Below are 7,638 nucleotides of genomic sequence, written 5' to 3' on the forward strand. Positions count from 1 at the left end.
GAAAGCTTAAGCTACTTCCTATCACTTGCTGTGTAATCAAGCATTGTATAACTTCTCGTAGTACTCCTGAGCCATGCGATCAGAGTCAAAATATGGCATGATGTCCTGCATACTATTCTTTATGATTGACAACCACTTCTCCTGTTGGTTATAGTATAATGGCAGAATATCGTGCTGAAGTGTATCCATAATATTGGTTGCGTCTACCCTGTTTTGCTCGTGCCATGGCAGTGTGGGGTCTACAGTAGGTACCATGAACCCATTGCTGCCATGCCGTACAAACTCAGGCACCCAACCATCGGCAGTTGAAAGCAAAACAGCACCATTCATGGCAGCTGACATACCGCTTGTGCCCGAAGCCTCGTGCGTTACCAGCGGGTTGCTTAGCCACAGGTCTGCCCCCTGTTTCAGGAGTTTTGACAGTTTGAGCTCATACCCCACCAGTACGGAGCAGTGGTGATACTTTTTACTATGATGTACCAGTCTATCAAACACAGAAACAGCAGTATAATCTGTCGGGTATGGCTTCCCTGCCCATATTACTTGAACAGGTTTATCGGGGTCAGTTATCATCCGCTCATAGCGTGCCATATCTTCCATGATCAGGTCTGCCCGTTTATAGGCTGCAAAGCGCCGTGCCCAAACGATTGTAAAGACATTCTCGTCCAGCAAATCACCTGTTTGATCGGCCACTACCTCTAATAGCTGTTTTTTAAGTTGCCGCTTCCTTAGAAAAAGCTTTTCGTCGTCCCCTTGCTGGAGGGCATCATACAGATACTGGTCCGCCCAGTAAGCGTAGCTTTGCGCGTTGGTGATATAGGTGATAGGGCAAATTTCCGGGTGACCACCCCATAGCGTCTGAACCACCTCCCCGTGCATACGGGATACGGCATTTGCCTTTCGGGCTAAGCGTAAGGCAGCCAGTGTATGGTCAAATGTTTCTTCTTTTATGCCCGTGATGTGCCTTACCTCATCCAATGGCAGGTAGATAAAGTAGCCCATTTTATCCAGCAGCCGTATGTCCGTTTTCTCATTCCCGGCTGCTTCGGATGTGTGTGTGGTAAACACCAGCCGTTTCCTGACCTCCTCTACCTTTTTGTATTTATGAAACAAGGAGAAAGCAAGTGGCAGTGCGTGTGCCTCGTTGAGGTGGTATACATCCGGGGCAAGCTCTAAAATTTCCAGCAATTTATGCCCCCCTGCCCCAAGTAGAATACTTGCCGCAATTTTGGCTTCCTGATTCGTGTCATACAGCTTGTGCGTAATAGTTTGAGCCAGGTAGTCGTTTTCGGGCAGATCAGTAGTCAGGAAAAAGATAGGGATAGTATTAAAAACGTGTGGGGCAAGGTATAGAACACCTACCTGAACAGGGTTATGGTTTATGGTAACCTCAAACCGAATGTCTGTTTTCTGCAGAAAGGAATAAATTTTTTCCAGAAACAGGACGTCCATGGTCTGGTCTGACTTATGTACCTGATCATAGTATCCGTACTTCCAATAAATGCCTATCCCCACCATGTTCTGCTTTAAATGATGGGCACTCCGCATATGTGAGCCAGCCAGAAAACCTAACCCTCCACTATACATCTTGAGGTATTGTTCAATGGCGAACTCCATCGAGAAGTAAGCCACACGCTTCTGGTATGCGGCAGGATAAGCGTAAGAATGCAATTCCCGTTTAAAGTCCGTCATAGCATTAATTTTTATGGTAAAGACTCGCTTAGCATAGCCTCCCGATGTATCAAACTTAGCAGCAGAGATATAAGCCGGTAGCAGATCCCGCTTATGCGACGCTACATCTTCATGCCGCCCATGCCGGTGCCGCTCTTCAGCACCTGGGCACCCTTAAGGGCATAGGCACCGGTAGCCACCACCACTTCGCCCTCTTCTATGCCGCTGAGCACTTCCACTTCCAGTTTGTTTTGTATACCTGTATCTATGGCCCTGTTCTCGTACATGCCGTCAGCTGTTTTTACCCAGGCCGTTGTCATGCTCCCGATTAAAATGGCGGATTTGGGTATGACCAGGGCACGTTTCTCATTCCTGCGTACGCTCAGGTATGCCATCATGCCCGGCTTGATTTTATTTCCTTGATTCTTAATCATGAAGCGCACCAGGCTGATTTTCTCCCCGGGTTCCACCGTTGGGTTATCAAATACTGGAACCGCTGTATATGTCTTATCCGGGAAAGCCTCAAACGTAACCAGAACGGAGGGCTGCTTGCTTAGCCAGTGCAGTTCGCTTGTGTACATCTGAGATTCGATCCATAAAGCTGAGACATCCGCAATCTGGAACAAAGGTGCCCCCGAATACTCTGATATATACAAATTTCCGGTTATAACATCTTCAACTATATCTAAAGGATTGGCGAAAGGTTTACGCAGTCCAGGAATTTGGATTCCTGGCACAGCACTTACAATATCTTTGCTGGTTGCACCTGGCTCTAATATAATAATATCATCTCCCCCACTAAAGCGGCAAACTAAAAGTCTGCCTTTTAATTTACCATCAAAGGCATTGCTCTTATACTCTATCACGCCATTTGGAGAAATATTGGTACCAAAATCGTAAGACCAGCCCCGGTAGTTCGGTTCTTTAGGCGTGCCAACCGGATATCCATAAGTCTTTCCACTTATTGTCCAGACTATTTCCGCCGGGTCAACTCCCGAAGTAGGATTTCCACCATTCAGAATATACTCGTTTCTTAATTCATTAGGATGTCCATAATAACCGCCTTTCTGAACCCGGAACAAATAATCGTTTTGTGTATCGCGCACATCTGTCATGGCTGGTATGTCAGGTCCGGTGTAAGTTTGTCCGTTAGACCATACTGTACCAGAGGGAAGAGCAGGTGTACTTCCTCCGGCTGCGGAGCCATTGGTAGGTACATATAACTGCCCGTTGGAGTGCCACACCAGGTCATAGGCATTTCTTATACCTTTAGCATAAATGGTTAATGGGGCTCCTGAAGCAAATGGATTATAGTTACCACCCTCATCCGTTTTAGCATTGATCGGTATGCCTAGCTGCTCTGCTCTTTCAACATCTAAGCGTAACACAGCTGCAGTCAGTAGCCTTTCAGGTCTGTTGCCCCAGGCAGCATCCGGAGCTCCCATTGCTGTGTTGCTCCCCATATTGAAGTATAAAGCACCATCCGGGCCAAAATCTATAGAGTTAACAGAATGATCTTTGTAAGAACGGGGTAGGTTAATTACATAATCCTGAACCTGAGGACTTTCAGCATTAGTAAGATCTACTTTTGATATTTTGCTTGACCAATCAGGCGCAGCACTGAACTCTCCGGATGAATGACTTACCCAAGCTATTAGATTACTGCTTGTTGCTGATGGATCAAAGCGTAAACCAATCAGTAATCGAACTGTTGATCCGAATAATGTTATAGTTACATGATTTTTAAGTGTCCCGTCTGCATTTATATCCCATCTTTCAATTTTACCTCCGGATGATGCTGCGTATAAACGATGGTCTGGGCCAATTACTAACGTAGTAAAACCATAGCTTCCAAAGCTGTTGTCGATGACGGTTTTCTGAGTAAAGGATACGCCTTCTAAATCAGATGGCGTGTCAGGGTTTGAAGTGATGGTAGTGAAGCGAGAGCTAAATGGAATAATGGCATAACCATTTAAGTCTTTGACCTGATCAGTAATAACAAATTCATAGGTTGTAGCAAGCGATAGTGTAGCTGAAAGCGTAATAGCATCTCCTGCCGCTGTAGAGTTTACAGCTGTTCCAAATACTTCGGTTCTTGCACCATTAGCTATGGTATATAACTTTACCGTATTAGAATTAACAGTACTTCCATCTATTGATTTACCACTCGGAAACTCTAAATCTACTGAGATTGACTGATCTAAGGGCACATTAGTTGCTCCGTCTGCAGGGCGTACCGCCGTAACATAAGGCCTCAGTGACTCTGTCGTTGTAGGTTCCGCAACCGAGAAGTTATCGAAAGTATAAGTAACAGGGCTGGTGCCGTTGCGGTGAGTGGCAAAGATACCGGCATAGACTGTGGAAGCTGTCAGGCCCATACCTGCTATACTTACAGCGGGTGTAGTATAAGAAGCCCCCACGTTTAGGTAAGTAGTGCCATCGGTAGAGTAATACCCCTGTGCCTGGTCCGTGGCCGGGTCCATAACCAGCCGCAGCCGCACCGATTGGCTGTTCAAACCTGATATGGTGCCCGTGATGCGCTGATCCGAGCTGACCGATGCATCGTTCACTTCACGGCGCAGCTCCACTTTATTGCCCACTACAACCAGTTTGATGTAGGTCTTATCACTTAAACCTAGCCACAGGCCACCTTGCTGAGATCCTGTCCCGTAATACGGGTTAATGAGCGTTACGTCTACTTGCAGCCGGTTGCGCGAGTCCACCTCCACTCCAAGTGTATTGATTTGATTATTATTGGTTAACCAGGCAATACCTTTATTAGTTACTAACTTCAGAGTACCTGAGCTGAGGGTGAGCTTGGATGGCTCATAGCCCGGCACCTGCGTGTTGCTGGGGCTGCCGTCCTCTGCGTGGCGCGTGCCCGAGTAAGTATCGGCCAGGGTAAAACCTGTGCCCAGCCCGCTCTTGTCGGCCAGCGTGCCTGCCACCTCCGAGCCAAAGGAGAGGCTGTAAGGCAAGGCTACCTGCACCTGATCGCAGGGCAGCGTGCTTATCGGTGGGCACTGCGCCAAGGTATAGGTTGAGGATGCCAGAAGTAATAATGCTGGTAATACACTTTTTATTATTGTATTCTTAAGAAGTGTAGTAATGGTTTTTCTCATAAGTACTTGGTGTATGGATGAGTTCAGAAATCAGAATCTAGCTATATGACTTTATGATTTTTTAGTCAGTGGGATAATTCTAGAAATTAAGTTTAAAGTGTAGAGGCTAGGCAGTTAATTTTCACATAATAACTGATCAGAAATCTTGAATTATACTTTTGAGTATAAGGCATCTTGCATGTCTGCTATGAGAGAAGCGATTAGATTTAATAAATACGAATCTTTAATTTATTTCAGACATAAATTATATTAATTTTATTTAAATTTATACTTTAATTAGCAAACGCATCTAATTAATGAGTTAAATTACCTCTTCAGGATTTAAACTCTCAAGGTGTTGAGGTAAAGAACTCTGTAGTCTTTCCTTAATCCAGAACTAATTTTGTTTCTACTACCCCCCTTGCAGTATGTGCTTTAATAATGTATAAACCGCTTCTCATTGTTTGCTGTAATACTACTTCTCTCTTATAAGGGCCATTCTCAATAGGTTTAAACTCTTCTTTCTGAATAATTCTCCCTGCCATATCATATATGGTAATACTGACTTTCTCTTTAAGATCGAGTCCCTCAAACATAACAAACAGCTTCTCTCCTTTATTTGGATTGGGATAAACCTGCATCTTAGGCTCTTGTAAACCTTCTATAGTTACTATTTGCCCAGCACTAGCATTAGTTGCAGCAGTTTCCTGCACCACTTCAATGGCAGAGATAATGGCGTTGTTTTTCACCGAGGAGAAAGCCAGGTTCAGCGTGCCGTCGGTCACAGCCACATTGGTAAATGTTTTTACAGTTGCCCTGCCGTATCCTACCTGGGCGTAGATGTCGTAATTGCTCAGCACGCGCTGCCCTTCTGCATCCACGTTAAATACCCGGGCATTGGCAGCTTTAAAGTATGGCTCTGTGAAATGCAGCTTCACGCTATAGGTGCCGGAGCTTAGCGGAATGCTGTAGCTGAACGGAGCCCCTGGAGTTGAAGAACTGGAAGAGACAGCATAACGGTAAGAAAGGTACAGCCCGTCATCTGTGGTGCCGGCCACATCAAAGGATTTTACAGCTGTCGTACCGCTGCTGAAGTAAGCATCTGCCGACCAGCTGCGGCCCTGCCCGTCTGTAAATTGCCCCCCCCCTGCATTCAATAATTTGCCGGATGATGGAGAACTTTCATCCGTAACTATAAAATTAATGGTAAGGGAAGTGCCAGCTGTACCAGCACCATCGGCTCCTGTATATGGTGTGCCTTTCAAAGTATAAGTTCCTACTTTCGGTGTCCAGCTACCATTGTCTCCCATCAAAAAATATGGTGAAGAATTATCGATCGCATTCTTACTTTCTGCACCGGTTAAGGCAAATACTATACTTCCTACAGTGGTCGGACTTGAATTGGCCCGGATGTTAAGATTCCTGGTCGGCAACGTGGCTAGATTTATCGTGCTACCACTATTAATCGTCTGGATATCCTGCTTAGTATCGGCATTTATCAGCGTGAAATTCACTAACTTTTGTGTAGAAGAGATTGAGGGTACGCCTTTATAAGTTATACTTGAGCTTGAACCTCCTGTGTAGTAAATGTTATTATACAGCAATGCTGCAACACCAGAATAACGAGATGCAGGCAGTCCTGTTAGGTTTTGCCAACTATTTAAGGAAGGAGTGTAAGCAGAAACCATGTTAGTTCGGCTACCATGAGCAGTTTCCCCACCTAAAACAATAATTCTGTTGCCTGCCACAATTACAGATGATGTAATGTGACCACGCCCGTTAGCTCCACTAGGTACAGGCAAATCAGCCATCTTAGTCCAGCTGTTAGTTATGATATCATAGCGATGTACCTCTTTTGAGGTAACTAAATTACTGTCGTGACCTGTTTGTCCACCAATAAAATAAATTTTACCTTCAAATACAGCCGATCCTGCATGCTGTCGTGGATTTGGTAATGCTGCCAAAGTTTTCCAGCCAGCACCTAAATTATCCAGATCCAAAACATAATGATTTCCCAGATCCAGAGTACGTGCCTGGTTAGTACCCGCTATGTGGTGTAACTTTCCGTTAAGGTATTCTAGCTGACCAGCTGCAATAACAATAGGAAGATCAGGCAATCTGGCGTAGCGGTTCTCCGACACAATATATTTCCATACTTCCTTTGTGCCGAATATCTGCCCAGTACCGGTTGAATTAGAAGTATAACCACCTGCAAAGTATATATCTGTTCCATCGGTAGCAAAACCTGCATGTGTAACTCCTCCATAGTTGGTTCCATTCATGGGAGGCATTGGTGCAATTGAAATCCATTTATTTAGACCAGGATCATAAACAAATGCACGACTAGTAGGTGTGTAGCCGGACTTTTGACTATCGAAGCCACCAAAAGTATAAAGTTTGCCACTCACCACCTCTCCTTGTGCTTCACTTACAGTATAAGGCTGGCTTGCAGCAGTACCCCAATTTATAGTACTGAAAGCAGGCACTGTCTCACCCAGTATTATACTTATACCAGCCGTGGACTGTCCAAAAAGGCCGGCAGCATCAGTTGCTCTTACAGTTAAAGTATAGCTAGTCTGCGTATGAAAGTTTAACTTTTTGGCTACTGTTAGAACACCTGTTACAGCATTTATCGCAAAGGCTTTATTGGTATTACCAGCTGTTATAGTGTATGTTACATTATCACCATTCGGATCATTAGCTTTTACGCTTCCTATACTGGTACCCACTGAGGATCCATCAGAAACTGAAAAACTATAACTACCCGAGACAAAAACCGGCGGCTGGTTTTCAGCCGGTGGCGGAGTAGTTGCCCCTTCTACTGAGAAATCATCAAAGGTATAGGTCACGGCGCTGGTGCCGTTGC

3 protein-coding genes are annotated in these 7,638 nt (G+C 45.1%); all 3 read right to left on the minus strand.

Annotated elements, in window-relative coordinates; all coding sequences use genetic code 11:
- Nucleotides 1–36: 36 nt before the first annotated feature.
- Nucleotides 37–1,692 (minus strand): alpha-glucan family phosphorylase, encoded by a 1,656-nt coding sequence (glgP, locus tag LWP20_RS12360; RefSeq protein WP_242928454.1) that lies wholly within the window; start codon nt 1,690–1,692, stop codon nt 37–39.
- A gap of 101 nt (nt 1,693–1,793) precedes the next feature.
- The gene (locus LWP20_RS12365; RefSeq protein ID WP_242928455.1) at nt 1,794–4,703 is read right to left on the minus strand and encodes an Ig-like domain-containing protein; all 2,910 of its coding nucleotides are present in this window, start codon (nt 4,701–4,703) and stop codon (nt 1,794–1,796) included.
- A gap of 455 nt (nt 4,704–5,158) precedes the next feature.
- A partial coding sequence (locus LWP20_RS12370) for a malectin domain-containing carbohydrate-binding protein (protein WP_242928456.1) occupies nt 5,159–7,638 on the minus strand: 2,480 nt, incomplete at its 5' end.

The sequence above is a fragment of the Pontibacter vulgaris genome, assembly GCF_022758145.1.
In the GTDB taxonomy this organism is placed as follows: Bacteria; Bacteroidota; Bacteroidia; order Cytophagales; family Hymenobacteraceae; genus Pontibacter; species Pontibacter vulgaris.

Excerpts from the sequence above, each read along its gene's own strand:
- glgP (WP_242928454.1), bottom strand. The coding sequence starts at position 1,692 with ATGACGGACTTTAAACGGGAATTGCATTCTTACGCTTATCCTGCCGCA.